At 59.6% G+C, this 25,302-nt stretch carries 27 protein-coding genes and 1 tRNA gene; 8 read left to right on the top strand and 20 right to left on the bottom strand.

Annotated features, from left to right (window positions below; all coding sequences use genetic code 11):
• Positions 1-2: 2 nt before the first annotated feature.
• The 6 genes from IEV53_RS14815 to IEV53_RS11595 all read right to left on the bottom strand — a co-directional run bounded on the left by IEV53_RS14815 (position 3) and on the right by IEV53_RS11595 (position 4,342).
• Positions 3-818, bottom strand: a complete 816-nt coding sequence (locus tag IEV53_RS14815) for a MerR family transcriptional regulator (RefSeq protein ID WP_229719849.1) — start codon at positions 816-818, stop codon at positions 3-5.
• Positions 815-1,138, bottom strand: a complete 324-nt coding sequence (locus IEV53_RS11575; protein ID WP_188426970.1) for an integration host factor subunit alpha — start codon at positions 1,136-1,138, stop codon at positions 815-817. Before IEV53_RS11575 ends, IEV53_RS14815 begins: the two co-directional genes overlap by 4 nt.
• Positions 1,139-1,223: 85 nt before the next feature.
• On the bottom strand, positions 1,224-2,177 hold the full coding sequence (locus IEV53_RS11580; RefSeq protein ID WP_188426972.1) for a beta-ketoacyl-ACP synthase III: 954 nt from the start codon (positions 2,175-2,177) through the stop codon (positions 1,224-1,226).
• Between the two features lie 67 nt (positions 2,178-2,244).
• Positions 2,245-3,339, bottom strand: a complete 1,095-nt coding sequence (plsX, locus tag IEV53_RS11585; protein WP_188426974.1) for a phosphate acyltransferase PlsX — start codon at positions 3,337-3,339, stop codon at positions 2,245-2,247.
• A gap of 65 nt (positions 3,340-3,404) precedes the next feature.
• Positions 3,405-3,608 carry a 50S ribosomal protein L32 gene (gene rpmF / locus IEV53_RS11590; RefSeq protein ID WP_023977526.1) on the bottom strand — a complete coding sequence of 68 codons (204 nt, stop codon included), beginning with the start codon at positions 3,606-3,608 and terminating at the stop codon, positions 3,405-3,407.
• Positions 3,609-3,745: 137 nt separating this feature from the next.
• Positions 3,746-4,342, bottom strand: coding sequence for a DUF177 domain-containing protein (locus IEV53_RS11595; RefSeq protein WP_188426975.1), 597 nt, complete (start codon positions 4,340-4,342; stop codon positions 3,746-3,748).
• A gap of 186 nt (positions 4,343-4,528) precedes the next feature.
• Here IEV53_RS11595 and IEV53_RS11600 point away from each other — a divergent pair, with 186 nt between their 5' ends.
• Positions 4,529-5,101 (top strand): outer membrane protein assembly factor BamE, encoded by a 573-nt coding sequence (locus IEV53_RS11600; RefSeq protein ID WP_188426977.1) that lies wholly within the window; start codon positions 4,529-4,531, stop codon positions 5,099-5,101.
• 112 nt (positions 5,102-5,213) lie between these two features.
• Here the strand turns inward: IEV53_RS11600 and IEV53_RS11605 are convergent, their stop codons facing one another.
• From IEV53_RS11605 to def, 4 genes are read right to left on the bottom strand one after another with little or no spacing between them, the layout of a single operon-like run.
• Positions 5,214-6,560: an ATP-binding protein gene (locus tag IEV53_RS11605; protein WP_188426979.1), complete on the bottom strand. Its 1,347-nt coding sequence runs from the start codon at positions 6,558-6,560 to the stop codon at positions 5,214-5,216.
• Positions 6,561-6,570: 10 nt separating this feature from the next.
• Positions 6,571-7,260 carry a response regulator gene (locus IEV53_RS11610; protein ID WP_188426981.1) on the bottom strand — a complete coding sequence of 230 codons (690 nt, stop codon included), beginning with the start codon at positions 7,258-7,260 and terminating at the stop codon, positions 6,571-6,573.
• Entirely contained in the window at positions 7,257-7,739 is a 483-nt protein-coding gene (locus IEV53_RS11615) for a MarR family winged helix-turn-helix transcriptional regulator (protein ID WP_188426983.1), read from the bottom strand. Before IEV53_RS11615 ends, IEV53_RS11610 begins: the two co-directional genes overlap by 4 nt.
• 3 nt (positions 7,740-7,742) lie before the next feature.
• Positions 7,743-8,273, bottom strand: coding sequence for a peptide deformylase (def, locus tag IEV53_RS11620; RefSeq protein WP_188426985.1), 531 nt, complete (start codon positions 8,271-8,273; stop codon positions 7,743-7,745).
• A 221-nt stretch (positions 8,274-8,494) separates the two neighbouring features.
• Between def and rpsU the strand changes: the two genes are divergently transcribed.
• Complete coding sequence (gene rpsU, locus IEV53_RS11625) at positions 8,495-8,698, top strand: 30S ribosomal protein S21 (protein WP_007283570.1); 204 nt, start codon at positions 8,495-8,497, stop codon at positions 8,696-8,698.
• A gap of 172 nt (positions 8,699-8,870) precedes the next feature.
• Here rpsU and IEV53_RS11630 read toward each other — a convergent pair whose 3' ends face one another.
• From IEV53_RS11630 to IEV53_RS11645, 4 genes are all read right to left on the bottom strand, one after another.
• Positions 8,871-10,997, bottom strand: coding sequence for a prolyl oligopeptidase family serine peptidase (locus tag IEV53_RS11630; RefSeq protein ID WP_229719850.1), 2,127 nt, complete (start codon positions 10,995-10,997; stop codon positions 8,871-8,873).
• An 85-nt stretch (positions 10,998-11,082) separates the two neighbouring features.
• Entirely contained in the window at positions 11,083-12,537 is a 1,455-nt protein-coding gene (locus IEV53_RS11635; protein WP_188426987.1) for an ArnT family glycosyltransferase, read from the bottom strand.
• A complete protein-coding gene (locus IEV53_RS11640; RefSeq protein ID WP_188426989.1) occupies positions 12,512-13,603 on the bottom strand; it encodes a glycosyltransferase family 2 protein in 1,092 nt (363 codons plus the stop codon). The genes IEV53_RS11635 and IEV53_RS11640 overlap by 26 nt, the downstream gene beginning before the upstream one ends.
• Entirely contained in the window at positions 13,600-14,157 is a 558-nt protein-coding gene (locus IEV53_RS11645) for an Lrp/AsnC family transcriptional regulator (RefSeq protein WP_188426991.1), read from the bottom strand. Before IEV53_RS11645 ends, IEV53_RS11640 begins: the two co-directional genes overlap by 4 nt.
• Positions 14,158-14,310: 153 nt before the next feature.
• Here IEV53_RS11645 and trxB point away from each other — a divergent pair, with 153 nt between their 5' ends.
• Both trxB and IEV53_RS11655 read left to right on the top strand, forming a co-directional pair.
• Complete coding sequence (gene trxB, locus IEV53_RS11650; RefSeq protein ID WP_229719851.1) at positions 14,311-15,267, top strand: thioredoxin-disulfide reductase; 957 nt, start codon at positions 14,311-14,313, stop codon at positions 15,265-15,267.
• A 177-nt stretch (positions 15,268-15,444) separates the two neighbouring features.
• Positions 15,445-16,335 carry a LysR family transcriptional regulator gene (locus tag IEV53_RS11655; RefSeq protein ID WP_188426996.1) on the top strand — a complete coding sequence of 297 codons (891 nt, stop codon included), beginning with the start codon at positions 15,445-15,447 and terminating at the stop codon, positions 16,333-16,335.
• Positions 16,336-16,411: 76 nt separating this feature from the next.
• Here the strand turns inward: IEV53_RS11655 and IEV53_RS11660 are convergent, their stop codons facing one another.
• The 3 genes from IEV53_RS11660 to IEV53_RS11670 form a co-directional block, all read right to left on the bottom strand.
• On the bottom strand, positions 16,412-16,708 hold the full coding sequence (locus tag IEV53_RS11660) for an integration host factor subunit beta (RefSeq protein ID WP_188426998.1): 297 nt from the start codon (positions 16,706-16,708) through the stop codon (positions 16,412-16,414).
• A gap of 69 nt (positions 16,709-16,777) precedes the next feature.
• Positions 16,778-17,722 carry a signal peptide peptidase SppA gene (gene sppA, locus IEV53_RS11665; protein WP_188427000.1) on the bottom strand — a complete coding sequence of 315 codons (945 nt, stop codon included), beginning with the start codon at positions 17,720-17,722 and terminating at the stop codon, positions 16,778-16,780.
• A gap of 87 nt (positions 17,723-17,809) precedes the next feature.
• Positions 17,810-18,301, bottom strand: coding sequence for a MucR family transcriptional regulator (locus IEV53_RS11670; protein WP_188427002.1), 492 nt, complete (start codon positions 18,299-18,301; stop codon positions 17,810-17,812).
• A gap of 936 nt (positions 18,302-19,237) precedes the next feature.
• Between IEV53_RS11670 and IEV53_RS11675 the strand changes: the two genes are divergently transcribed.
• Both IEV53_RS11675 and guaD read left to right on the top strand, forming a co-directional pair.
• Positions 19,238-21,400 (top strand): FUSC family protein, encoded by a 2,163-nt coding sequence (locus IEV53_RS11675; protein ID WP_229719852.1) that lies wholly within the window; start codon positions 19,238-19,240, stop codon positions 21,398-21,400.
• Positions 21,397-22,719: a guanine deaminase gene (gene guaD, locus IEV53_RS11680; protein ID WP_188427004.1), complete on the top strand. Its 1,323-nt coding sequence runs from the start codon at positions 21,397-21,399 to the stop codon at positions 22,717-22,719. The genes IEV53_RS11675 and guaD overlap by 4 nt, the downstream gene beginning before the upstream one ends.
• Positions 22,720-22,731: 12 nt before the next feature.
• Here the strand turns inward: guaD and IEV53_RS11685 are convergent, their stop codons facing one another.
• The 3 genes from IEV53_RS11685 to IEV53_RS11695 form a co-directional block, all read right to left on the bottom strand.
• Positions 22,732-23,694: an alpha/beta hydrolase gene (locus tag IEV53_RS11685; protein ID WP_229719853.1), complete on the bottom strand. Its 963-nt coding sequence runs from the start codon at positions 23,692-23,694 to the stop codon at positions 22,732-22,734.
• A gap of 24 nt (positions 23,695-23,718) precedes the next feature.
• Positions 23,719-24,063 carry a zinc ribbon domain-containing protein YjdM gene (locus IEV53_RS11690; protein WP_188427006.1) on the bottom strand — a complete coding sequence of 115 codons (345 nt, stop codon included), beginning with the start codon at positions 24,061-24,063 and terminating at the stop codon, positions 23,719-23,721.
• A gap of 273 nt (positions 24,064-24,336) precedes the next feature.
• Positions 24,337-24,426: transfer RNA gene (locus tag IEV53_RS11695), tRNA-Ser, on the bottom strand.
• Positions 24,427-24,692: 266 nt separating this feature from the next.
• On the opposite strand from IEV53_RS11695, the gene rplU reads away from it, so the two are divergent.
• Together rplU and rpmA are read left to right on the top strand one after the other, a co-directional pair.
• Positions 24,693-25,007 (top strand): 50S ribosomal protein L21, encoded by a 315-nt coding sequence (rplU, locus tag IEV53_RS11700; RefSeq protein WP_188427008.1) that lies wholly within the window; start codon positions 24,693-24,695, stop codon positions 25,005-25,007.
• A 28-nt stretch (positions 25,008-25,035) separates the two neighbouring features.
• Entirely contained in the window at positions 25,036-25,302 is a 267-nt protein-coding gene (gene rpmA, locus IEV53_RS11705) for a 50S ribosomal protein L27 (protein ID WP_025840841.1), read from the top strand.

The following is a 25,302-nucleotide window of genomic DNA, read 5'->3' on the forward strand; positions in this document are numbered from 1 at the left end:
TCTCAATTCTGCTCCGGCACCAGCTGTCGCAGATTATCGAGCTCGCCAAGCACATCTTCCAGCGCCAGACGGAGTGCCCTCTTCTCCTGCTTCCACCGGTCCTGCCGGATGCGCAGATCGAGCAGCTCATCATACAGCACGGCCGCGATGACCGACTCGCTGCTTGCCATCGGGGCTTCCTCACCGGATACCCCGTCGTACGGTTCGGCAGGCGTTTCGTCTGACGGCTCGGTAACCGCTGGCGCGACCGTCTCTTCACCCGGATCGATCACAGGCTCGATATCACCGCCACCGGAAGACAGGACGACCTCGTCCTGCTCGGCCGAGGCGTTAAATTCGGGGATCTCGAAAGAAGAGCGGGTATCGGCAGCTGACGACTCATCGTTCTGACCCGCCGGGAGTGCCTCCACCACCGGCTCAGTCTCGTGGATCTCGGCACCATTCCCGGCCAGGACCGGATGAATGCTCTCGCGCTCGGGTGAGGCCGGGGGCGCCGTGACGCCGCTACCGGGCAGCGCCTCTTTCAGGACGCGCTGCACGCCCTTGATCGTGTAGCCCTGCACATAGAGCAGATCGGTGATGTGACGCAGCAGGTCGACATCTTCCGGGCTGTAATAACGGCGCCCGCCCCCGCGCTTAAGAGGCTTTACCTCAGGGAAACGGGTCTCCCAGAAGCGAAGCACATGCTGAGGCACATGCAATTCGTCGGCGACTTCACTGATGGTACGATAGGCATTGGGGCCTTTGACCAGACGCTCCAGATCCGCCCGTTCCTCCGTCACTCTGGAGAGTTCAGGAGAGGCGTGGGTCGTGGTCATGAATCATCGCTTTCGCTGGCGAGGCCTTCGGTCGATTCGCCGTTTACTTCAGCTCTGAGAATTTGGCTCGGTCGGAAGACCAGCACAGAACGCGGCAAAATCGGCACTTCAATGCCGGTTTTAGGGTTGCGGCCCACCCTGCGGCCCTTCTGGCGAACGGAGAACGTGCCGAAGCCACTCAGCTTGACTGTCTCTCCCTTTTCGAGCCGCGCAGCAATCAGCTCGAGAACCGTCTCGAGCAGATCGGCGGATTCGTGCCGGGACAGTCCAACCTGGCTGTAAATATGCTCTGAAATTTGCGCGCGGGTCAAGGTGGTCATGAAGCCACCGTATCATGACAGTAATGAAGGTCAATCAAATCAATGAAGCGGGGCGCTTCTGCAGAGGTTTTCCCTCTGAGCGCGCCTACAGACGAACGAGAGCCGAGCCCCAGGTCAGGCCACCACCCAGCGCCTCGAGCAGCACCAGATCACCCTTCTTGATACGACCATCACGCACGGCTTCATCAAGCGCCAGCGGAATGGACGCCGCCGAGGTATTGGCATGACGATCAACTGTCACCACAACGCGGTCCAGCGGCAAATCGAGCTTTTTCGCCATGCCTTCGATGATGCGAAGGTTGGCCTGATGCGGCACCAGCCAGGCAATATCTTCAGCCGCCAGTCCATTTGCCGTAAGGGCCTCATCCACGACTGCAGAAAGCTTGGCCACTGCATGACGGAACACATCCCGCCCCTGCATGTGCAGAACGGGCTTCTCGGTGGTCGGGCCATCGACATAAAGAAGGTCGCCATGAGCGCCGTCACTATGCAGGTGGGTCGAGAGAATACCCGCGTCCGTATCGTCACTGGCCTCGACAAGCACCGCACCGGCGCCATCACCGAACAGCACACAGGTCGTACGGTCTTCCCAGTTCACGATGCGTGAATAGATCTCGGTGCCGATCACCAGAACTTTTTTTGCCTGGTTGCTGCGAATGAAGGCTTCAGCCGTCGACAGCGCAAAAACGAAACCCGAACAGGCCGCAGTCATATCGAAAGCAAAGCCCCGGTTCATGCCGAGAGCGGCCTGAACGCGCACAGCCGTGGCCGGAAAGCCCTGGTCGGGCGTCGCGGTTGCGACAATCACCGCATCGACCGATTCGGCTGACACACCGGCATAGGCCAGAGCGGCCTGTGCGGCGGCACTTGCCATGCTGACCGCCGTCTCGCCCTCACCTGCAATATGCCGTTGCGCAATGCCAGTGCGGGTTCTGATCCACTCATCGGAGGTGTCGATGCGCTCGGCGAGCTCGGCATTCGTGACGACACGCTTCGGCAGATAGCTGCCAAATCCGGTCAGACGCGCGCGCAGGGACATATCTCTTCCTCTTGAACTGGTGCCAGCAGGGCCGAGGCCACAGCCAGCCACTCCCTCACCACGCCTGTCAGGCTGCCGTGACGGACGAAGCTAGCTCGCCTTCAGAATCGGAAGAAGCCATCAGAGCCTCAACCTGGCGAAGACGCTCGCGAATTTTCTCGTTGATCGAATGGGTCACCGCATCCATTGCGACATCAATCGCCGCGGCAAAGCCTTCGGCATCGGCGCCACCATGCGACTTGACCACGATACCGTTCAACCCGACGAAAACAGCGCCATTATAGCGGCGCGGGTCGATCCATTCCTTCATGCGTTCCAGTCCGGGGCGCACGAGAAGATAGCCGATACGGGTCAGAAGATTGGTCTTGAACACGCGCTGAAGCAGCATCGAAACGAGCTTGAGCGCGCCTTCACCGGTCTTGAGGGCGATATTGCCCGAAAAACCGTCAGTCACCACAACGTCGGTTGTGCCCGCCGTAATGTCGTGACCCTCAACAAAACCATGGAACTGGGACGAGAGAGGCGATTCGCGCAGGATCTCTGCTGCGGCGCGCAGACGCTCATCGCCCTTGAGTTCTTCGGCACCGACATTCAGAAGGCCGATGCTCGGAGCAGGAAGCCCCAGAACCGCCTTGGCAAAGGCCTCACCCATGACGGCAAACTCGACGAGATTGCGGGTGTCACAGGCGATATTCGCCCCGAGATCGAGCATGACCACATCGCCACGAGCCGACGGATTGACCGCAGCCATGGCCGGGCGCGTGATGCCGGGCAGGGTTTTGAGAACGATCTTGGCCAGGGCGAGCATGGCGCCGCTATTACCGGCAGACACCACGCCGCCAGCCTCACCTGACGCAACGGCGTCGATGGCCATACGCAGCGACGAGTCACGCAGACGCAGCGCCGCAGTCGGCTTCATTTCCATAGAGATGGATGATGGAGCGTGGCGGATCTCGCAGATGCGCTGCGCCTTGGGGAAGCGCGCAAGCTGCGGACGCAGAACGGCCTCGTCACCAACCAGCAGAATTTTTGCCGAGGGATGTCGATCGGCTGCGCGATCCAAACCGGCCAGAACGATTTCCGGGGCATGATCCCCGCCCATCGCATCGATAGCCAAACAATAAGGCGCAGCCTGGCTGGCCGTCGCATTCAGGTCAGTCATGCTCCGCCCCGCGTCTCATTTCAAACAAGAGGAGCCAGCCTGAAAGAGACCGGCTCCATCGAGCCTCAAACGCGAACGGTCGTCTTGAGCGTCTTGCCGGAAGCAACGACTTCCCGACCGTCGTAATGACCGCAATGCGCGCAGACGTGGTGCGGACGCTTCAGCTCACCGCAGTTGCTGCATTCAGCATGAGCCTGAACGGTCAGGGCGTGGTGGCTGCGACGCATGCCCATGCGGGACGGCGTGGTCTTTCTTTTGGGGACGGCCATGGCAGGAGCCTCTTTCTTCTTAGATCGCTCCCGCTTTTGGTCGCCATTCGACCGCAGCAGGAAACGATACTGTTCACTATGATCAGGCGGGCGGCTCTAGCAGACCCGCAGCCGGGTCGCAAGCATCCTGTGCATTTCTAGCTCAGATCCGTCTTTTTTTTGGGGAGAGACAGACCGGCCAGGGCACCGAACGGGTTTGGTCGGCCACCTGCTTCATCTTCGGCTTCCTCTGCCGTCTCACGGGGGGCTTCGTCAACCGCATTTTCAAGGGCAGCGCCCGGCTTGCGTGGATAGGCAGGCAGCATCAGGGCCAGTTGCTCTGCAGCAATCTCACCCAGATCGAGCGCATTCCCCTCATAGGGAATCTCGTCAATCGCCTCGAGATCGGACGCCGTCTCTTCGGAAAAACGTCGGCTCGGCACGAGGCGCACGGCAAAGGATTCGTTCAGCGCGTCTTCGAAAACCTCGCCTGTGATGACACATTCGAGGGCCACATGCGCTGTCAGTACGCCTTCGAGCACAAAATGATCGGAAGGCTCGGAAATGACATTGAAGCGGCAAGTGAGCGCGTGCACGGTCGGGATTTCCAGACGCTTTGCCAGAGCCCGGCACTCGGCGTCGCTGGCCTTGATCGTCTCTGTCAGCCCGTCGTGACCGATACGGTTGAGCAGCAGACGGCGTGAGAATTCCGGCTGGGGGGAGTGGGAATGGGAGGTCCCCTGACTGTCGCTCATGACTGAATTCCTGATACTGACGATGAAAAACCCGCAGACGGGCTTTCTTTTCCGAATTGCCTTACCGTCGCTCTCCGCAATATAGAAGAGTTCGATCATCTTGCCATGGCGTCGAAACGCTGTTTCGGTCGTGGTGAAACGATCTCTCGACTTTTTCTCGATCAGTGCAGGACATCATAACCCGCCATGAAGAGCGCCTCCCAGAAGACCTCCCCGCGGCAGAAATCGCATGCGGGTTTTGCGCGCGCCCTGCTCTGCATCGCTCCCCTCGCGCTGGCGGGTTGTTCCGTTTTCAGTCCGATTCCGCAAAATCGCGGATCGCTGATTGAAAAGGACGACTATGCCCAGCTCGTTCCCGGCACCAGCACACGCAACGACGTGACCGATATTCTCGGCTCACCGACGGCACATGCGACTTTCGACGACAACACCTGGATCTATGTCTCCATGGTGACGGTACCGCAGCCTCTCGGCTTTCCGCGTGTGACCAAACAGAATGTTCTTGTGCTGGCATTCGATAATGGTGGCGTTTTGCGCCGCATGGATACGCTGCATCGCAAGAACGGCTACGATGTGGGCATGGTCGGTGAAACCACTCCCACGCCAGGCACCAAGGTCAATGTGCTCCAGCAGCTGCTGGGCAATGTCGGACGCTATAACCCCATGAGCAACATGGGCAGCACCTTCGGCGGCACGCAGGGCCCGCTGGGCGCAGGCGTCGGCACAGGCCATGGCGGCACTGGCAACTCGATCCCCTGATTTTCTGGCGGAGGGATATCCCCCCTCTCCTGTCGACCCGGCTGGGAGCCTCTCCCCGCCGGGTCTTTTTTTGCCGGCTCTGATGACATCAGCCCGAGCCTGATGCCTGTTATCAGCGAGGCAGCTTGAGCACCACGCGCAGGCCGCCCAGCGGGCTGTTACGCAGCACCACGCTGCCGCCATGCGCCGCCATGATGTCACGGGCTATTGTCAGCCCTAGCCCGCTCCCCCCTTCCGGGCCGGACGTGCTGTTGAACGCTCTGAAAACGTCCTTGCGCCGCGACTGGGCAATTCCTGGCCCGTCATCATCAAGGGTGATCTCGATCATCCTGCCCGCCTGACGCAGCGAAAAGCTCATGCGCCCACCATGACGACGCGCATTTTCAGCGAGATTGATCAGCACACGACGTATAGCGTCAGGCCTCACCGGCACGACCAAATTCTGCTCGGCATGAATAGCCAGCACCTCGCCACCTGCCCTCACGGTATCGGCGGCCACGTCGCGTATCAGGGTCGCCAGATCGGTGGGCACAGGCTCTTCCTCCCCCTCTCCGCGCGCGAAGGAGAGATAGCTGCCGATCAACCGCTCCATCTCGGCAATATCAGCCACCATGTCGTCAATATCAGGACGCAGTTCCTGAGCCTCGACACTGCCCTCGACCGGCATCATGGCCAGCGTCAGGCGCAGCCTTGTCAGGGGTGTGCGCAGATCATGCGACACACCGGCCAGCACCGCCGTACGTTGGGCGACAAAGCGATTAACCCGCGCCTGCATGCGATTGAAAGCCAGGGCGGCCTTACGCACCTCCAGCGCGCCCTGAGGGCGGATCGGGCCGTCATCGCGCCCAAGGCCGAAATTTTCGGCTGCCTTGGCCAGACGACGGACGGCACGCACCTGCTTTCCAACGAAAAGACCAGCGACGATGAAAAGCAGGATGGCACTCCCGACCTCCCACGCAACGAAAAGCCAGATCGGCCCAACATCAAGGCGCTTGCGCGGCACAATCACATCGAGCACGCCATCACGCAGTGGGATTTCGAGCCTGACGCCCTGTTTCGTCGCTTTCCAGTCGATATAGCAGGGCGCGTCAAAGACCCGCCTGACGGCGTTGGTCAGATCCTCATCCATTGGCCCAAGCACGAAAGGCGCATTTTTGGTCGTGAGCGTCTCGCCGGGATGGAAATCGATTTCGAGCTGGGTACGCCAGCGTGCCTGCGTGACCAGCCAGTCGCGCTGGGCAGGCATGTGTTCGACCGAATCCACGATGAAGGAGAGATCCGACACCACGCCATCGGCCAGCCGACGCGACACGACATTCAGATAATTGCCGTAAAAGAGCTGCAGGGCCACAATCTGCGTGATCAGGAGCGGCATCAGCACGATCAGCAGCGAGCGCCCCTGAAAGGAACGCGGCAGCAGCCGTCTGATCACACGCTCCGTTAGACGGGCGACCCGCATGATGTCCCTCTCAGCTACCGGGCTTCAGCACGTAGCCTTTGCCCCTGACAGTCTGGAGAAAGCGAGGCTCTTTCTGATCGGGCTCGATGCGTCGACGTAGACGCGTCACCTGCACATCGACCGCACGCTCGCCGATCTCGTCCATGCCCAGCGCCTCGGCAATGACCTCTCGCGACATGATTTCACCGGGTGTGCGTGTCAGAACCCCCAGAAGGGCGGCTTCACCGCTGGTGAGATGCACGATACCCTCCGGCCCACTCAAAAGATTGCGCCCCGTATCGAATTCAAGCTTGCCCAGACGCAGCAGACGCGGCGCGCTGCTGGGCCGTGGCACATGGCGGCGCAGATGGGCCTGCAGACGCAGCAGAAGCTCTCTGGGTTCGAAGGGCTTGCCCAGATAATCATCGGCACCCGATTCCAGCCCGATGATCCGGTCTGCGGGTTCGCCCCGGGCTGTCAGGAGAATGATCGGAAACACCTGCCCCTTCTCTCGCAGCGACCGTGTCAGGCTGAGCCCGTCTTCGCCGGGCATCGTGATATCCGCCACCATCGCATCTGGCTGGGTGACAGCCAGTATCTTGCGCGCCGCCTCGGCATCCATCGCCGTGGTGATGCGAAAACCGTTTTCAGACAGAAACCGCTGCAACAGCCGCAGCAGGCGTGCGTCGTCATCGACGACGAGAACATGCGATTCGTTCATGTCATGCCTCCCTCACCCTGCAGGGTCGCGAGCACACGGCGGAAACCTTCCACCGCCTGTCCCCCCGACGCCCTGTAGGCAAGTGTCATACGATCACGCAGGGCCGCAAAGATTTCCTCTTCGATCGCGCTGCCCTGTGCGGTGAGATGCAGGCGCTTCACGCGCTTGTCGCGCTCATCCGGTCGCTGCTCCAGCAGCCCGCGCGCCACAAGGTCCTGAAGCACGCGGTTCAGGCTCTGCTTCGTAATGTTCAGACGCCGCAGCAGGGCGCTCATGGTCAGTCCCTGATGGGTAGAGACCAGGAACATTACCCTGTGATGTGCCGAACCAAGCTGGTGATCGCGCTGGAAAGGGTCGCATGTCGCACTCAGTTCGCGCCAGGCCAGCAGCATCGCCTCATAAGTCAGGCGTATCTGCTCTTCACGCAGATAGAGATGCGCCTGCCCCGGCGCATCACGTGTGCCTCGCAAGCCGGACATGACTCAATCCTCGCTGTCGCGTGGGGCTGTCAGCTCATCGGCATAGCCGAAACTGCCGAAATCCCTGATGCGCATGGTGTAGAGAACACCATTGAGATGATCGAATTCATGCTGCAGCACATTGGCGTGAAAGCCGCGCGCCTCGCCGCTGATCAACGAGCCGTCGAGATCGAGCCCCTTATAAGCGACGACGGCATGGCGCGGCACCACCCCTCGCAGCAGCGGCAGTGAGAGGCACCCCTCGGTGCACTGCATGATGGCATCGCCGACCGGCGTGATTTCGGGGTTGATGAGCACGCGAGGCGGAATCGGCATCTCAACCTCGGCACAGCGCTGCTCGGGAACATGATAAACAAAAAGACGCAAGGATTTGTGAACCTGCGGCGCGGCGAGCCCGGCCCCACGGGAATCAAGCATCGTTTCGATCATGTCGGAAACAAGTTGCCTTACGGATAAAGAATGAACATCTTCAACCGGTTGCGCTGTCTGGAGCAATACCGGGTGCCCCATTCGCGCGATTTTCAGCAACGCCATTTAATCACCTTGTCCTTCACCGACTGAAAAAGTTTCGGTCCAGAACTGCATCGTGACATGAATAATTTTCGGACGATACTGCTCAAACCGTTTGTGTCCTCTTCAAAACCTGTGCTAAGGCGGCGGCCTCTTTGGAACGCACTGCCATCGGTATCGCGTTCCTGGCATCGCATTTACAAACAAGACCATGATCCCATGGTCGGACAGGAGATGGCAGACCCGTGCAGGTTCTGGTTCGTGACAACAATGTTGATCAGGCGCTCAAGGCGCTAAAGAAGAAGATGCAGCGCGAAGGCGTTTTCCGCGAGATGAAGCTGCGTCGCCACTTCGAGAAGCCCTCCGAGCGTCGCGCTCGTGAAGCGGCAGAAGCGGTTCGCCGCGCCCGCAAGATGGAGCGCAAGCGCCTGGAGCGTGAAGGCTTCTAATCAGCTTGCCTCCACGGCAAACAGATCAACCGCCGTTTTCACGGCGGTTTTTTTGTGCCCGGATGATTCCCTTCATCTCTCGGTCATAAACGTCTGCAAGATCCATAGACCGAACGGGGCAGTGAGCCTGCAGCTCCCTGCCCCGTTTCCTGTTATCAGGCCAATCCCTGCTTCAGTGTTTGGATGCGGCATCCTGATCGATCAGGCTCCGGAAGAGATAGACCGCCTCAAGAGCGCGCTCATGGGCAATCTCCCGTGCATTGACCGTCCCGGCATGGCCGCCCTCGGTATCCTCATAATAGAAGAAGGGCTTGCCCAGCTCGGCGAGACGCGCGGCAAAGAGCCGCGCATGAACCGGTCCGACGCGATCATCCTTGGTCGAGGTAAAGATGAAGGGCACCGGATAGGCGACGTCCTTCTTCAGCTGTTGCAGGGGCGAGATACGCTTCAGGAAGGGGCTTTCAGCCGGATCGGCCATATGCCCGTATTCCGCCGCCCAGGAGGCCCCTGCGGCCATGGTCTCGAAATTCTCCATGTCGAGCAGCGGAACACCGATAATCACGGCTTTCCACAGTTCAGGATGCTGGGTGAATTCCACCCCCATCAGCAGACCGCCATTGGAGCGGCCGCGAATGCCCAGATGGTCTTTGTCTGCGATATGACGGGTGGCGAGATCGCGCCCGATTGCAGCAAAATCATCATAGGCGTGCTGACGCCCTGACTTCATGGCCGCCTCGTGCCAGGCAGGGCCAAACTCCCCACCGCCACGGATATTGCCGACAACGTAAACGCCACCATGCTCAAGCCAGGTCTTGCCGATATCGGCGTAATAGGTTGGCAGGTAAGAGAGATCGAACCCGCCATAGGCTGTGAACAGCACCGGGTTGTGGTCATCCATCTTCCAGTCGCGACGATGGGTTACGAAATACGGGATCTCGACCCCATCGCTCGATTTCACCCAGAACTGCTCGGTTTTCAGCCCCTTGGCGTCGAACAGGGCGGGAGTCGTCTTGATCTTTCTGGACGAGCCATCGGCAGAGTCGAAGCTCCAGAGCTCTGGCGGAATGATATAGCCTTCGACGCGCAGATAGGCGTGGCTGACCGAGGGCGACGAGGATTGCAGCGTCGCCGAACTCATGCGCGGGAGGATGAAATATTTCTCCTGCCAGCTGCCGTTTTTTCCCGTCGGGCTGTAGAGCCTAACCGAAGGTTGCACATCCCTGTAAACGACAGCGATCACCCCCTTTGACGTAACGCCGATATCGGCTGTCGTCTCGCTTTTGTCAGGGGCGAAGACAAGGACAGGCGCCTTGCCGGGCGCAGCTGGATCGACTGCCACGATGCTGCCCCGCGCGAAATGCGCGCCCGAGACCCAGTCCTGATCGAGACGCAGGATCAGCTTGCCATCGTAAAAGCCGAGATAGCCGATTTTCTGCGGCAGGGCGATCTGGGTCAGGCTGCCCGTCGCAGGATCATAGACACGGTATTCGCTTCTGAAGAAATCGAGGTTGCGCTGGATGATGGCGATCTGACGACCGGTCTGGTCATGCATCACCTGAGGTTCGACAATCATGTCACCCTCATCACCACGATAGATTTCCTTCGCGGCTTCCAGGGGCTGGCCTCGCTTCACAAGGCGCACGCTGAAGGGGTAACCCGAGCGCGTCATGCTTCCTGCGCCCCAGTCACGCGATACAAGAAGCGTATCGCGATCAAGCCAGGTCACACGCTGCTTCGAGCGAGGCAGATCAAACCCGTCTGCAACAAAGCTGTTGGTCGTCGTGTCGAATTCTCGATAGACCGCCGCGTCTTCGCCCGAGAGGGACAAGGCTATCAGGCAACGCCTGGCCTCAGGCTCGAGGCAATCGGCACCCTGGAAAACCCAGTCCTTTTGCTCTTGCCTCGAGAGGGCATCGAGATCGATTGCCGTTTTCCAGACAGGTGAAGGCTGCGCGTAGGAGGCCTCGCTGGCAACACGCCACACTCCCTTGGGATGGGCGGCGTCCTGCCAGAAATTCCAGATCTGCCCGCCCTGCAGATCAGGCAGAGGCAGACGCCCCGGCGCCTGCTCGACCTTGAGCACCGCATCGTAAAAACGTTGATAACGCGGATCAGACTGCAGAACGGAAGCGCTGCGGCTGTTCTGGGCGCGCACCCAGTCCAGAGCCTCTTTTCCCTCGACCTGTTCCAGCACGGTGCGCGATGGCACTGCAGCAGGGTCGGCCTTGGCCTGAAGCGGCACCAATCCGATCAGGGATGTGCAGACAAGCGATGTCATCGCCAACAGAATGCGCCTCATGACTCTCTCCTCGTGGAAATCCCGAAGAGCCTAGAGCAGCCATTCGATGAGGGAAACAGGCGTTCTGCACCTGTTTCCGATCACGTCAGGGCAGTCTGTACATCTGCATATCGGCAGGAAGTGTCAGCGGAATCAGCTTGTAGCAGACCATGGGCGCATTACGCAGCATGCGGCAGAAGCGACGCTGGTCCTGTGCCCCCAGCCAGGACGCCGGGAGGTCGGGCTGCTCGGTATCGCGCAGAACGAGCATGGCGCGCTCAGGATGCTGAAGCGCGCGACCAAGATACGCCCAGCGCTTGTCATAGCTGAACAGGGCATGAGCCGGATCATGATAGGCGATGATGGTCGCCAATGCGTAGTCGCCGGCCACAAGCGATACGTCGTCAGGAAGTGCTTCGCGCAGACGATGCGTCAGACCGGACCAGTCCGCCGTCTGGCGCGCAATGACATCATGATGCGCAGAGAGCCTGAGCGGAGAAAAGATGCCCTGTATCGTGACAAGCCCGGTCAGGATCAGCCCCAAAGCGCAAGCCAGACCAATGCGTCGCCCCGTTGCAGCAGCAGCAAGAGAGGCTGCGGGATAGAGCACGACCGGCCAGTTGGCCTGCACGCGTCCGCCAAAGGCATGCTGCACGAACACAGCGACCGGCACCACGCAAAGGCAGGCCAGCAGACGTGCGACACTATCATCGCCCGCGCGCCTCAGACACCAGACCAGCCCGAGGCAGAACAGGATGAAGATGATCGGCGTGGCAAGACCGATCTGCCCTCCGGCCAGCTCAGCCAGAAAATTCAGGGCGCGCAAGGGATGCCAGTCCCCTGCCCGGCCGCCCTGCTTGGCGAAACTCGCCCAGTGATGCGCCGCATTCCAGAGCAGAACCGGAGCAATCGTCAACAATCCGGACAGGATCCCACCCAGAATCCAGCCCCAGTGGCGACGTATGGAAGGCGTTGCCAATGCCCAGAGACCGCACCCCAGACCGGGAAGCACGGCTGTGTATTTACTGTCGAAGGCGAGACCCAGAAACACGCCAATGGCAAGCCACCAGATGGGCTGACCGGTCCTGATCAGGCGCCCGAGCGACCAGAGCACAAGGGCAAGAAAAAACACGAGAGGCGTGTCAGGCGTGGCTGTGGCTGCCCCCAGGCCGAGCATGAGCGTCGAATTGAGCAGCAATGCGGCGCGATATCCAGCGGCTGGAGAGCCAAGAAGGTCGCGACCGGCCCGGTAGAGTGCCAGTGACCCGAGCAGAGCCGAGACCGGCCCCAGGAACCGGATGCCAAGCGGCCCATTGCCGAAAAGCATCGTGCCCAGCCTGATCCAGAGCGCCACCATAGGTGGATGATCGAGATAGCCGGATTGCAAATGCTGTGACCAAAGCCAGTAATAGGCTTCGTCGGGCGTGACGCCCAACCGGGCTGCCAGAGCAAGACGCAGTAATGTCAGACCAACCAGCAGAACCCAGAAGAACGTGACGGCGCGCTTGTTATCGAGACCGAAAACGCTGAACCCGTCAGCGCCAGACGAGGGTTGAGGCAATCGCATAATTCCAGACCACGCCGATTACGGCACCGGCCGCGCTCGCGCCGCTCCAGTGCCAGTGTGTATCATAAAGAAGCTGCGCCACGCCGATATTGCCGACAGCACCGATCGTGGCGCCGATGACAAAAATGCACAGACCGGGCAGCCAGCGTTTCCCCCTCAGCGGGCGATCGAGATAGGTGATCCGGTTATTGAGCTGAAAATTGACCAGTATGGCGCAAGCCGTGCCGATCACCTGGCTGAGCTGAAAATCGGCACCGCCAAAACGCGACAGCTCAGAAACCACGAGATTGACCGCAATCCCGATCAACCCAACCGTTGCAAAAATGATGAACCGTGTGGGCAGCCAGCCGCCAAAAGCACGCTCGATCAGCATGCCCAGAAACTGCACCATGACCAGAGGGCTGAGCTTGCTCTCACCGGCGACGCGCGGACGAAAAACGAACGGCACCTCGATCAGCCGCGCTGTATCGGGCACGGAAAGCACGATTTCCAGCAGGATCTTGAACCCGGTCCCTGTGAGCTTCGGCACAGCCCGCTCGAAGAGCGGCCGCCTCATCGCAAAAAAACCGCTCATCGGGTCGGTCAGCGTCATCGGCAAGATGCTTTGCGCCAGCCTGATGCCCGCCTGCGACAGCATATGCCGCCAGCGATTGGCCAGACCGCTGCTATCGCCCCCTTCTGCATGGCGGCTCGCAACCGCGATATCAGCGCGGTTTTCGAGCAGCGGCGTCACGAGGTCACGCAAGATGCCCTCATCATGCTGGAGATCGCCATCCATGACGGCAATGACCGGCGCGGTGGACGACAACGCCCCCTCGATCACGGCAGAAGAGAGACCACGACGCCCGACCCGGCGGATGAGCCGTACGCGCGGATCCGTCTGCGCGGCCTGCTCCACCGCGCGTGCCGTGCCGTCGGGAGAATTATCGTCAACGAAAACGATTTCCCATTTCATGCCTTCAAGAGCGCGTTTCACGCCCTCGATAAGCGGCACAACATTGGGGGCCTCATTATAACAGGGAATGACGAGTGTCAGATCCGCAGGAAGCGGCTCGATCATACCGGCACACCGGCTCTGCTGAGGCTGGTGCGGATTGTCTGCAGGGTCTGCACACGCACCACATGATCGAGATCTGTCAGTCTCTTGGTCAGATAGTTCTGATGGGCCGCATCACGGGCCACGAGCCTCACGAGAAAATCGCCACCGCCACGGATCATGTGGCACTCCCGCACCTCAGCCCAGCCGGCAATCTCGGCCTCGAAAGCCTCAAGTACGCTACCTTTCTGGCTCTCGAGCCCGATCAGCGCAAAAAAGGTGAGAGACCAGCCGAGCTTCGAAGCGTCGACATCAGCATGATAGCCCTCGATGACGCCCACCTCTTCCAGCCGTCTTACGCGTCGCAGGCAAGGTGGGGCCGAGATGCCGGTACGACGCGCCAGTTCCACATTGGTCATGCGACCATCACGTTGGAGCTCCGCCACGATCTGACGATCGATCGGGTCGAGATCGACAATCCCGGAGGCGGAAGGCCCCGGAGCGATTCCCCCCGCAGGCGTATCACCCCGCGACGAACCGGGATGGAAATGGGGGTCTTCTGAGTCGTTGTCAGTCATCGTCACCGTGAGGGTCGGTCAAAACTAGTCGGTTGGCAGGCACGCCGCATCACCTATATCTGCATCATGACCCAAGAGCCATGTCTCTTGATACATGTCTCTTCACATTGGCTCGGCGCAGCGTTCGCCGGCCCCAGACCGAGGACCCCATCTGTGAGCCAGAGCTTCAAGACCGACCTGCTCGTTATCGGCGCCGGGCCGGCGGGTTATACCGCAGCCATCTATGCCGCCCGCGCCAATCTCAAGCCGATTCTCGTGGCAGGGCTTCAGCCCGGTGGTCAGTTGACCATCACCACCGAAGTCGAAAACTACCCCGGCTTTGCCGAGCCGGTTCAGGGGCCGTGGCTGGTCGAGCAGATGCGTCTGCAGGCCGAGCATGTAGGCACGCAGATCCATTATGACCTGATCACAGAGGCGCATTTCGACCAGAAGACCGAAGACGGTTATTTCACGCTCATCGCCGATTCAGGCGCTATCTATCTGGCCCGCACTGTCGTGATTGCGACCGGCGCCCAGGCCAAATGGCTCGGCCTTCCCTCTGAGGCACGCCTGCAAAGCGGCGGCGTTTCGGCCTGCGCCACCTGTGACGGCTTCTTCTATCGCGGCAAGAAAGTGGCCGTGATCGGGGGCGGCAACACGGCAGTCGAGGAAGCGCTGTATCTTACCCATCATGCCGATCATGTGACGCTGATCCATCGCCGCGACACGCTGCGCGCCGAGCGCATTCTGCAGGACCGTCTTTTTGCCCATCCCAAGATCACGGTGCTCTGGAACCATGAAGTCGAGGAAATTCTGGGTGAAGGCAAGCCGGAGGTCGTTTGCGGCGTCAGGCTGCGCAATACGCAGGACAGCAGCGAACAGAGTCTTGCCGTAGACGGGGTTTTCGTTGCCATCGGACATAGCCCCAATACCGGGCCGTTCCGCGAGACCCTCGACTGCGACTCCGAAGGCTATATCGTGACCACACCAGGCAGCACCAGGACCTCGGTTCCCGGCGTATTCGCGGCAGGTGACGTGCAGGACAAGAAATTCCGCCAGGCCATTACTGCGGCCGGTACCGGGTGCATGGCCGCACTTGAAGCCGAGCATCTTCTTGCTGGATTGTCGTAAGAGCCAGATCGTTATTCTTGCGTAAGATCTGCTGCATAAAATGACTTGGCAGCGTCAAAGAATGCTGCCAAGTCAATGAAATCAACATTTCATGACCGCATGGGACACTGACAGGCGACCGAGCCTGTCAGGCCTTTTTCTGTCCCGCGGTCGGAGACGAGCTCTAGGAAAGCCGGCATGGACTGGGACAAACTGCGTATCTTCCATGCTGTCGCTGAAGCTGGGTCTTTCACTCATGCCGGAGACAGGCTCAATCTCAGCCAGTCTGCCGTGTCACGCCAGATCTCTGCTCTGGAAGAGACTCTCAACGTGCCGCTGTTTCATCGGCATGCGCGCGGGCTCATCCTGACCGAACAGGGCGAAACGTTGAACCACACAGTCAGGGAAGTGTTCTCGAAACTCTCCCTGACCCAGGCCTATCTGAGCGAGAGCAAGGTCAAGGCAAAGGGTGAGCTCAAGATCACGACCACCTCAGGCTTCGGGCTGGGCTGGCTCGCACCGAGGCTTCAGCGTTTTCTGGCGCTTCATCCCGATATCGAAGTCAGCCTCATCATGGAGGACACGGATCTCGATCTGGGCATGAGAGAGGCGGATGTGGCCATACGCATGCATCCCCCTCGTCAGGCCGATCTGATCCAGCGTCATCTCGCAAATTTCCTGATGCCGATCTATTCCAGTCAGGCCTATATCGATCAGCATGGCATGCCGACGAGCATCGCCGAACTGTCCCAACATCATCTGGTTGGTTTTGCCGGGCTATCGCCGCCACTGCCCGACGCCTTCTGGCTGCTTGATCTTGTGCGTCGTCAGAGCCACGGATCGGTGCGCAACAAGCTCGAAATCAACAGCTTTCCGGCAATTGCCAGCGCAATCGCCAATGGCGCCGGCATCGGCTCGCTGCCTACCTATCTGGCTCAGGCGCATCCCGAACTGGTTCGTATCCTGCCCCACGAGCCGATACCGACCGTGGAAGCCTTTTTCGTCTATCCTGAAGAACTCAAGATGTCGAAACGCATCACCGTTCTGCGCGATTTCCTGCTGAGCGAAATCCAGAGCGCAAAGCTTTAACGGCCCCTTTCGTCACGCGCCTCTTTGCCAGGCGCGGCATCAAGGCTTGAAGAAGCGGTCGGCCGCCCTTTGGAAGTCAAGTTTTCCGGGTATGGAGACGATTGACCCGTTCACGCAGCTCCTTGCCTGCCTTGAAGAACGGAATCGTCTTCTCGCCGACAGCCACACTCGACCCGGTGCGTGGATTACGTCCCTGACGCGCCTCACGCTTCTTCACGACAAAAGCGCCAAAGCCACGTATCTCGACCCTGTCGCCGCGAGAGAGCGCAGACGAAATCTCCGACAGGATCGTCTGGACGATCAGTTCGATGTCGCGAGCATTCAGGTGAGGATGCACCGCTGAGAGTTCAGCAATGAGTTCTGATTTCGTCATGAAGAAAACTATGCGCTCTCGAAATCGATTGGATGGCCCCTGAGGGCAATCCGGGGACTGTGATCACGGCTACCGTGGCAAAATCGCTACCGCACCGTCAAGCTTCTGATAGGCGGTCAGGGCCTCGACGGCCTGGCCGATGCCAAACCAGTCGCCCCCCAGTTTACGCTGCAGACGACCGAAAAACGAATGAGCAGGCTTTTTGGCCTCGATTGTCCTCAAGGGCAGGTCTTTGCCGTCATGTATCTGGCCATGCAGCCACACCAGCGCCTGGTCTTCATCACCCAGCTGATCGATCAGATGCAGGGGCACTGCCTGACGACCCGTATAGGGACGACCGTCGGCCAGAGCGCGAATATCTTCGACCGGCCGATGACGCCCCTTGGAGACCATGGTCACAAACTGGTCGAAAAGATCGTCGACAATTCCCTGCAGCATGACCCGCCCTTCCGGCTTGAGCGGCACGAAGGGCTGCGACTGATCCTTCATGGCCCCCGAAACGATTGTGTCGGTCGTCAATCCGATTCGACCAAGCAGGCCCGAGGCGTCGGGCCTGATCATGATCACACCGATCGATCCTGTAATCGTCGAGGGGTAGGCAAAGATGCGCTGGGCCGAAACCGCAATCATGTAGCCCGCAGAGGCAGCCGTGCCCTGCATGGAGACCGCAACAGGCTTGTGCGCCGCAAAGGACGCCACAGCATCATGCAAGGCGACACCCCCTGTAACGCCGCCGCCGGGACTATCGATCACAAGCAACAGGCCTCGGATATGCGGATCGCGCTCAGCGCGCTCGATCGCCTCGACCTGAGGACGAACCTGATCGGAAATGACTCCCTTGATCTCGAAACGCGCAATCGCATTGGCAGGCGCATGATGGCGCGCGGGCAGGAAGAGTGCCGCACCCGCAACAACGAGCGCAGCGAGGGCCACCCCTCGCCAGAGCACGAGACGACGACGCTGGTATTGGTTCACGTTACTGGCGTCATCACCCGGTATCGTCTCGTTCGTCATGACCCGTTTCCTCGTGCGGCAATAAAAAAGGCAACTCATCACAGGATGAGTTGCCTTTAAGGTCGAGTCTACTGGGTAAAAGTGGAATCAGGCCTTTTTGGCGCGTCCACGACGAGCCGGACGCTCTTCACCCTCAGTGCCTTCAGCAGCCGAAGCGCGGGCAGCGGCATCGCCACCAGCATTGATCTTGCGACCAAGGCCGATTTCACGAGCCAGATGCGAACGACGCTCGGCGTAGTTCGGTGCCACCAGCGGGTAGTCGCTCGGCAGGCCCCAACGCTCACGATACTGCTCAGGCGTCATGCCATAGGCGCTCTGCAGGTGACGCTTGAGCATCTTCAGCTTCTTACCGTCTTCAAGGCAGACGATGTAATCCGGGAAAACCGAGCGCTTGATCGGCACGGCAGGCTGCGGACGCTCCGGCTCGGGATCTGCCTGACCAGCACCCTGCAGCGCGTTGTATACTTGCTTGATCATCCCCGGGAGCTCTTCGCCAGCCATGGGATTATTTGCAACATGAGATGAAACAATCTGAGCGGTCAGCTCAAGCAGGGCGACGTTGTTTTCAGACTCTGACATTTATTTTCTCTTTGTTAAAGTTTAACTCTTTTAACTGGATCTTTTATACCATCACCTTTGTGAGGTAAATAGGTTTAACGATTTCTTCTTTGGTTTTTATTCTTTTCGGAGTTTCCTGTTAAAGACCCCTAGAATTCACAATGTTCCCTCTGCTTTATCAAGAAAATAAACCCTATTCGCAACAGACCAAAACGATTTTTTCTGACCATTCCGTCAATGCCCGTCAAAATACAATAGAACACGTTTGTAAACTTTTTGATAAATCAAGGATAAACGGGATTATTTTTTTTATCCACAAAGGAATGTGTCAAAAATTAGGTCAATTACTGAATAATTAACGCATTCTATTCTTTCCCCATTGGCTCACCATACCCGCCTTCTCGTCATTCTGAGTCGCCGTTTTCTATGAGGCGAGATATGGCAACAGCCGGAACTCCCCCTCTTTCCCCGTTTTCTTGAAAACGAGTCGGTTGACTGACGTCGGTTCGTGACAATGGCCCACCCACAATAGAAGCTTCCTTTGCCATACCTTCAGGAGTCACCGCTCGACTGCACTGCATCAAATTGATACTGACGCAACAGGTCGGTAATGAAGTAAGGCCTCGTGTCTAACATCGAGGCGCGCCTCGCGTTCCATAGCCCAGAGGCACAAAGCCCGAGTTTCACACGCGCAGAATAACGGTCGTTAACAAACTTTTCTGCCATGCGCGCCCATTCTCAAGAGCGAAACCGGAGGTGTGACTAGAGCGCTGCGCATTCTTTGCGAGGCGGATGTCAGGGCTCGCGCTATTCTGCGGCTATACCCGAATCGAATTAATGAATGTTTAGATCGTGGGGGCCGCCCCGCGCTTTTCTTCATTCCCGCAGACTGTCATCATGGACACTTCTGTGCCGCATCGGCCTTTTTCAACCGTGTGAATCCCGGTCTTGCCAGTCTTGCGCTTCTTTTCCCGTTTTTCCCTGAACCCCAATTCCTTCGGAAGCGTCTCCCTGTCGCTGCGCCGCAATCGATGGGCGTGGCTTTTTGCTCCCTCCTCGCAGGCGGTCGAGTTTGCCTTGCGCAATACCATCGCCGCCCTCCTGGCTTTGGGCATTGCCATGTGGATGGAGCTCGACAGCCCGATCTGGGCAACAATGACCGTCTGGGCCGTCGCACAGGGCACGCGTGGCGAAAGTCTCTCAAAGGCCAGATGGCGTATCGTTGGAACCGTTATCGGTGCCATTGCGGCAGTCGGTCTTTTCACAGTGTTCCCCCAGCAACCGCTCCTGTTCTTTCTGACACTGGCGCTCTGGATGGGGCTTTGTGCGGGCATTGCGACCTTTGTCAGCAATTTTCGCGCTTATGCCCTCGTCTTGTCGGGCTATACCTGCGCCATCATCGCAATGGGCGCGGTCTACGACCCTGAAAACGTCTTCATGATCGCGGTCTCGCGCTCCACCTATATTGCGCTCGGCGTGATCTGCGAGGCGGCGATGGGCCTCATCTTCGCCACCAGTCAGGAGCGTCAGGCACGGCAGGCCGTGCGTACCAAGCTGCAATCAGCCCTGTCTCTGGTGTCACTCTCGATCGCCGATATTCTCTCTGATGCGGCGACGACCCAGCGCAAGGCGCGCGAGCTTTTCGCCACTATCCTGCGTCTCAACAGCGAAATCGAGTTTGCAGAAATCGAGATGGGGCCGCATGGGCATGAGGGCGACCATGCCCGCGCTGCCCTTGCTGCCGTTTCCATCCTGCTCTCACGAGGCTTCGGCATGGCCGCCCGTCTGGCAGCGCTCTCGCACAGCCATGGCAGTTTTCGAGAAACGTCGCATGACGCCCAGATCTTTCTGCGTGGGCTTGAGGCGCGGCTGAAAGCGCAGGAGCCTGTACAATCCATCCTCGCCGATCTGCATATCCTTATTGAAGATTGCCGCGTTCACGCAGCCCCTTTCATACGATCGGATCAGGAAGAACCCGTTCTGCTCGCCCCGGTCGATGAACGCGTGCTGCATGTTGCACTGGGCGAGCTGCTGAACGATCTCGAGATCGCCATCATCGAATATGATGCCAGCACGCATCTCATTCGTGGCGATCGCTTCCAGTTCCGCCTGCAATCCCATCACGATCCGCGCAACGCAATCAATAACGGCCTGCGCGTGATGGCAGCCATCCTGTTCACGGCGCTGGTCTGGGAGGTCACTGCCTGGCCGAATGGCACCGCCTTCATTTCAATGACCTCCCTGATCTGCGGCTTGTTTGCCACTCAGGAAAATCCGGTTCTTGGCACCACCACCTTTCTCAAGGGAACGATCTGGTCGGTTATTGCGGGAGGGATTCTCACCTTCATTTTCGTGCCGAAATTCGACACGTACGAAATGTTCATCATGGCCTTCGGGCCTGCGATGTTCATCGGCGGTCTTGCCCGGGTCAATGTGCCGACAGCTGGAGCTGCGGCAGCTTACGGGCTTCTGATGCCAAGTATGGTGAATGTGCAGAACCACCACCGGCTTGATGAAATTGCCTTCTTCAACGGAGCAACCTCAACCGTCATGGCAGCCTGCGCCGCCGTTTTGGTCTTTCACACATTCCTGCCTTTCAACCCGCAATCGGAGCGTCTACGCCTGCGCAAGCAGATGCTGGGCGAATTGCGCGCGCTCTGCCATTTGCGCAAGGCACCCGAAACCCGCCTCTGGATCGGCCGCAACATCGATCGCTTTGCCCGGCTTATCCGCCATGCCGGCCCCTCGCCTCTGCCGATTGTCGAGAGCTATCTGCAAGGGACGCTTGCGGTCATGACGATCGGTCTCAATGCGATCAGATTGCGTACCCTTCTTGATCGCGAGCATCTGCCTGTTACTGCACGACGTGCCATCGAGTTGCTTCTCGACCGGATGGAATACACGCGCGACCGCCATGACCGGCCCGCACGCGTTGCCGCTGCCGCTGTACGCCGCCTGCGCGCGCTTGATCGCACCGAGCGCGATCTGGTGACACGGCTCGAACTGATCAGGGGCATTTCCTATCTCGTGGTCATCAGGGATGAGCTGGTGGCCAATGCGGCGTTTCTCGACGAGACCCAGAGCTTCACGAGCCGCTACATTCTGGAGGAGTCGCGATGACGCCCGAACTACCAAGCCTCGCCTTGCGCGGCACGACCCTGCGCTTTGCCGGCAACCCGTTCGACATGCCCCCACAGGATGCCCTGCTGACTGACACTGACGGCCTCGTGGTCATCGAGTCCGGTCGTATCACCGCCATTGGCAACTACGCCGATCTCGCTCGCGACTTGCCGCCGGGCATGCCGGTTACAGATCATCGTGGATGTCTGATCGGGCCCGGCTTCATCGACGCCCATGTGCATTACCCGCAATTCGGCGTCATTGCCTCCTATGGCGAGCAGCTTCTTTCATGGCTCGAACGCTATGTTTTTCCGGAAGAACGCCGCTTTGCCGATCGCGTCTATGCCGGTCAGATTGCCGAGAGCTTTCTCGACAGCCTGCTCGATCATGGCACCACGACAGCGGCGGTCTATTGTACGGTTCACCCTGAATCAGTGGAGGCATTTTTCACGGCCTCGCAAAAGCGCAACACCCGCATGATTGCGGGCAAGGTGCTGATGGATCGCAATGCGCCCGATTATCTGCGCGATACGGCACAAAGCGGCTATGACGAGTCGCGACGCCTTATCGACACCTGGCATGGCACGGGTCGGCAGCTTTACGCCGTCACACCACGCTTTGCGCCAACAAGCACGGAAGAGCAGCTGAACCTTGCCGGTGCGTTGCTCGATACGGCACCGGGCCTGTTCATGCAGACCCATCTGCTCGAAACCGTGCAGGAAGCACGCTGGGTCGAAGCGCTGTTTCCGCATCGCTCCGGTTATCTCGATGTCTATGATCGTGCCGGGCTTGTGCGGCCCCGCAGCATCTTCGGCCATGCCGTGCATGTCACAGAGCAGGATCTCACACGCTGCTCTCATGCGGGCTGTACCCTCGCCCATTGTCCGACATCGAACGCCTTTCTGGGCAGCGGGGCGTTCCGCCTTTTCGATGCCTTGCGCCCGGACCGCCGCGTCGCGGTCGCCCTTGGCACCGATATAGGTGGCGGCAACAGTCTTTCGATGCTGCGCGTGATGAACGATGCCTATACAGCGGCCCAATCACACGGCACGAGCCTGCACCCTGTGCAATCCTACTGGCTGGCCACAGCCGGGGCGGCTCAGGCGCTCGGCCTTGCCCCCCAGATCGGCCAGATCGAACCGGGGGCCGAGGCCGATATCTGCGTGCTGAATCCCATGGCTACCACTCTCATGGCGCAACGGGCCGAGCGGGCCGAAACCGTGCCGGATCTGCTTTTCGCCTTGTCGATGCTGGGTGACGATCGGGCCATCGAGGCAACCTACGTGATGGGCCGACGCCACAGTCCGCCCTCGCGCTGAAAAATGGCCCTCTCAGGCCATGCCGCGCTCGGTCAGCCAGGCGTGATACCAGTTGGGCCATTCGGATGTGACATGATCGGGCTCTCCCATGCCGAAGCCATGCCCGCCCGTGGGCAGGCGGTGATAATCGACCTCGGTGCCAATCGCCTCACAGGTGCGCGCCATGAGCGCCGCATTATAGGGGCTGGCGATGCGATCATTATCCGCCTGGGCCAGAAAGACCGGCGGATAGCCTGATGTCACATGGCTTTGCACGGACCACAACCGCGCCAAAGCGGGGTCAGAATTCGTGCCGACAAGGTCGCGATGCGTCGCCGTGTGGTCGTACGGCTTTTCCAGCGTGATGACCGGATAGATCAGGGCGGCACCGGCGAGAGGAGCCAGCCTGCCCCCGACCGGCCCGGCGGAGAACGGCCCTGCCCCGGCCCAATGCGTGGCGGTCATCCCCATAAGATGGCCACCAGCCGAAAACCCCAGCAGCGAAACCCGGTCTAGATCGAGATTTTCGGCAGACGCGCGATGCCGGATTAGTGCCAGAGCGCGTCGCGCATCCTGAAGCGGGGCGAGCGGCCCCTCGGCCCAGCCCTCACCCGGAAGGCGATAGACAAGCACGAATGCCGTGATGCCCCGTGCCGTCAGCCATCGTGCCGCTGGATAGGCTTCTCGACGCATGCCGATCCGCTGATAGCCACCGCCAGCCGCCACGAGAACGGCACTGCCATTGGGGCGCTCCGGCCGGAATATCTCCAGCCTTGGCTCACGTATATTATAGAGCGCCCCTGTTGCCGTGGATTGCTCGATTCCTCCTGGCCCGCCCCCACCGGGTGGCGTATCGGGCCAGAGGGCAATCTGATCGGGTGATTGCGAACGCGATGGCCCGTGACAGCCACCAAGCAGGGAAAGCGATCCGGCGAAAGAGGCCGTGAGCAAGGTGCGACGATCCATCCTGGTGGCGCCAAAATGATCACGCGTCATGCTGCCTCCTCTTTCCTGCGGCACCTAGGCCTTGCGGACGAATTCCGACTTGAGGTTCATGGCACCGATGCCCGGTATCTTGCAGGACAGATTATGCCCGTCATGGCCATCGGTAAGACGAACCCCCTTGATCTTGGTGCCGCCCTTGATGACTGAGGACGATCCCTTGACCTTCAGATCCTTGATGATGGTGACGGTATCACCGTCTTCAAGAGGATTTCCATTGGCATCGCGCACCACAGCATCATCCTGAGCGGGGGCGGCACCTTCCGAAATGCTCCATTCGAGGGCACATTCGGGACAGACCCAGAGCCCGCCATCCTGATAGATGTGTTCACAGCCGCATTGCGGGCAAATATCGCTTTTCACGAGTCTGATCGTCCTGTTTTTCTTGCGATGCGTCCATGAAGCAAAACCGCTTTCATGACGGCACCCGACTTGTCATCAGTTCAAAGGCATCAACTGCCTTCCGGATGAGCCCTTCTAGAGTTTCTCGCAGGCAGTGAAAAGCATTCAGCCCCGTGACAGGCACAAATCAGAAATCGCCCACCGATAACGATGTCTGTTCTGATCGACTGACCAGCAATTGATTTGAGCGGGGGGGAAAATGACCGGTGACCTGAAGACACCGTTAGACGGGTCTGGCGGAGAGGGTGGGATTCGAACCCACGGTGCCCGTGAAGGCACAACGGTTTTCGAGACCGTCCCAATCGACCACTCTGGCACCTCTCCGTAGCAGGATCACCTGGTCGTGGGCGGCTTATAAGGGGCAGATCGCGCCACGCGCAAGAGGGGGCGTGACGATTCTTTTTGCGATCCCCTTATTTTCCTGCCGTGGCAGCGCGATAAAGATTGACGTCGCCGTGCCGCCTCCTGTAGTGAGCCCCCCTCGCGGGCGTGCTTGCGCGCCGGCCAATAATAAAAAGCGACTGGGCAATGCCGACTGGGGGAAAACCCCGGCAAAATTGCCAAGAGATCGGACTTGAGAGAGTTTACATATGTTCGCAGTCATCCGCACCGGCGGAAAGCAGTATCGCGTCACCCCGCAGGTCACGCTGAAGGTTGAAAAGCTCGAAGCCGAAGCCGGCACGACCATCACCTTCTCCGACGTTCTGGCCGTTGGCTCTGACGCCGGCATCAAGATCGGCGCTCCGCTGGTCCCTGGCGCCACCGTCACGGCAACCGTGATCGCCCAGGACCGCCTGGACACGGTCATCATCTTCAAGAAGCGCCGCCGGCAGAACAGCCGTCGCAAGAACGGTCACCGTCAGCACGTGACCGTCCTGCGCATCGACGCGATCAACGCAGCGTAACTGACGCTAGAGAGAAGGAGAGACCTCCATGGCACAAAAAAAGGCAGGCGGTTCGAGCCGTAACGGACGCGACAGTGCTGGTCGCCGTCTCGGCGTCAAGAAGTTCGGTGGCGAAGCCGTCATCGCTGGCAACATCATCGTTCGCCAGCGCGGCACGAAGATGATGGCCGGTTCGAACGTTGGCGTTGGTCGTGACCACACCCTGTTCGCTCTCGCCGATGGCGCCGTGAAGTTCACGCGCCGCGCCGAAGGCCGCGTCCACGTTTCCGTGACGCTGGCAGAAGCCGCAGAGTAA

Origin of the sequence: Asaia siamensis (assembly GCF_014635085.1) — a bacterium.
In the GTDB taxonomy this organism is placed as follows: Bacteria; Pseudomonadota; Alphaproteobacteria; order Acetobacterales; family Acetobacteraceae; genus Asaia; species Asaia siamensis.

What these genes read in the sequence shown, in the direction of transcription:
- IEV53_RS11685 (WP_229719853.1), bottom strand. Translation starts at nt 23,694, where the DNA reads ATGACGCGTGATCATTTTGGCGCCACCAGGATGGATCGTCGCACCTTG.
- IEV53_RS11580 (WP_188426972.1), bottom strand. Translation starts at nt 2,177, where the DNA reads ATGTCCCTGCGCGCGCGTCTGACCGGATTTGGCAGCTATCTGCCGAAG.
- IEV53_RS11605 (WP_188426979.1), bottom strand. Translation starts at nt 6,560, where the DNA reads ATGCGGGTCGCCCGTCTAACGGAGCGTGTGATCAGACGGCTGCTGCCG.
- rplU (WP_188427008.1), top strand. Translation starts at nt 24,693, where the DNA reads ATGTTCGCAGTCATCCGCACCGGCGGAAAGCAGTATCGCGTCACCCCG.
- IEV53_RS14815 (WP_229719849.1), bottom strand. Translation starts at nt 818, where the DNA reads ATGACCACGACCCACGCCTCTCCTGAACTCTCCAGAGTGACGGAGGAA.
- IEV53_RS11610 (WP_188426981.1), bottom strand. Translation starts at nt 7,260, where the DNA reads ATGAACGAATCGCATGTTCTCGTCGTCGATGACGACGCACGCCTGCTG.
- IEV53_RS11595 (WP_188426975.1), bottom strand. Translation starts at nt 4,342, where the DNA reads ATGAGCGACAGTCAGGGGACCTCCCATTCCCACTCCCCCCAGCCGGAA.
- IEV53_RS11630 (WP_229719850.1), bottom strand. Translation starts at nt 10,997, where the DNA reads ATGAGGCGCATTCTGTTGGCGATGACATCGCTTGTCTGCACATCCCTG.
- IEV53_RS11645 (WP_188426991.1), bottom strand. Translation starts at nt 14,157, where the DNA reads ATGACTGACAACGACTCAGAAGACCCCCATTTCCATCCCGGTTCGTCG.
- IEV53_RS11670 (WP_188427002.1), bottom strand. Translation starts at nt 18,301, where the DNA reads ATGTCAGAGTCTGAAAACAACGTCGCCCTGCTTGAGCTGACCGCTCAG.
- sppA (WP_188427000.1), bottom strand. Translation starts at nt 17,722, where the DNA reads ATGACGAACGAGACGATACCGGGTGATGACGCCAGTAACGTGAACCAA.
- IEV53_RS11655 (WP_188426996.1), top strand. Translation starts at nt 15,445, where the DNA reads ATGGACTGGGACAAACTGCGTATCTTCCATGCTGTCGCTGAAGCTGGG.
- IEV53_RS11575 (WP_188426970.1), bottom strand. Translation starts at nt 1,138, where the DNA reads ATGACCACCTTGACCCGCGCGCAAATTTCAGAGCATATTTACAGCCAG.
- def (WP_188426985.1), bottom strand. Translation starts at nt 8,273, where the DNA reads ATGGCGTTGCTGAAAATCGCGCGAATGGGGCACCCGGTATTGCTCCAG.
- guaD (WP_188427004.1), top strand. Translation starts at nt 21,397, where the DNA reads ATGACGCCCGAACTACCAAGCCTCGCCTTGCGCGGCACGACCCTGCGC.
- IEV53_RS11600 (WP_188426977.1), top strand. Translation starts at nt 4,529, where the DNA reads ATGAAGAGCGCCTCCCAGAAGACCTCCCCGCGGCAGAAATCGCATGCG.
- rpmF (WP_023977526.1), bottom strand. Translation starts at nt 3,608, where the DNA reads ATGGCCGTCCCCAAAAGAAAGACCACGCCGTCCCGCATGGGCATGCGT.
- IEV53_RS11640 (WP_188426989.1), bottom strand. Translation starts at nt 13,603, where the DNA reads ATGATCGAGCCGCTTCCTGCGGATCTGACACTCGTCATTCCCTGTTAT.
- plsX (WP_188426974.1), bottom strand. Translation starts at nt 3,339, where the DNA reads ATGACTGACCTGAATGCGACGGCCAGCCAGGCTGCGCCTTATTGTTTG.
- IEV53_RS11615 (WP_188426983.1), bottom strand. Translation starts at nt 7,739, where the DNA reads ATGTCCGGCTTGCGAGGCACACGTGATGCGCCGGGGCAGGCGCATCTC.
- IEV53_RS11660 (WP_188426998.1), bottom strand. Translation starts at nt 16,708, where the DNA reads ATGACGAAATCAGAACTCATTGCTGAACTCTCAGCGGTGCATCCTCAC.
- rpmA (WP_025840841.1), top strand. Translation starts at nt 25,036, where the DNA reads ATGGCACAAAAAAAGGCAGGCGGTTCGAGCCGTAACGGACGCGACAGT.